Annotated in this window: 1 pseudogene; it reads right to left on the bottom strand. The window is 60.2% G+C overall.

From position 1 onward, the window contains the following. Positions 1-220: 220 nt before the first annotated feature. A pseudogene (locus LK12_RS25040) lies at positions 221-462 on the bottom strand (TetR/AcrR family transcriptional regulator); the annotation flags it as partial.

The raw sequence follows: 462 nt of genomic DNA, 5'->3' as shown, positions 1-462 counted from the left end.
CGCTAAGCGCTGCGGCAAACGCCGCTTCTACCTTGGGCGCTGGTTGATCCCGAAGCAGCGGCGTGCGTTGGCGTAAAGTTGTGAGGAGAGCAGTCAGGCGCGGTCGATTGAGCACACGCCCTTGGAATTGGGCCAGTGTCCTGCAACAGCAGACTGGCATCTTTTGGATCCGACCGGCGCGTGTCGCGCTCAGCGAATAGGCGGTAGCAACTGCGGGCCATCAACGTGGCTTGGAGGTGAATCCTTGTGCGAGAATTTCGACGAGTTTGCGAGCTATCTCGGCCGGCTTGTCGGGGCCTTTGGGATCATACCAACGGCCGGGCCAATTGAGCGCGCCGGCAAGCGCGAACGCCAGTAGTTTCGGGTCGAGAGGTGCGATCGATCCGTCTGCGATACCATCCTCGATCATTACGCGGATCTTGCGGTCTATGCGTCTCTTGAGCGCGCGAAACTGCTCTATGC

Source organism: Novosphingobium malaysiense (assembly GCF_000802225.1).
GTDB classification, from domain to species: domain Bacteria; phylum Pseudomonadota; class Alphaproteobacteria; order Sphingomonadales; family Sphingomonadaceae; genus Novosphingobium; species Novosphingobium malaysiense.
This window is presented reverse-complemented; position numbering and strand designations above follow the sequence as displayed.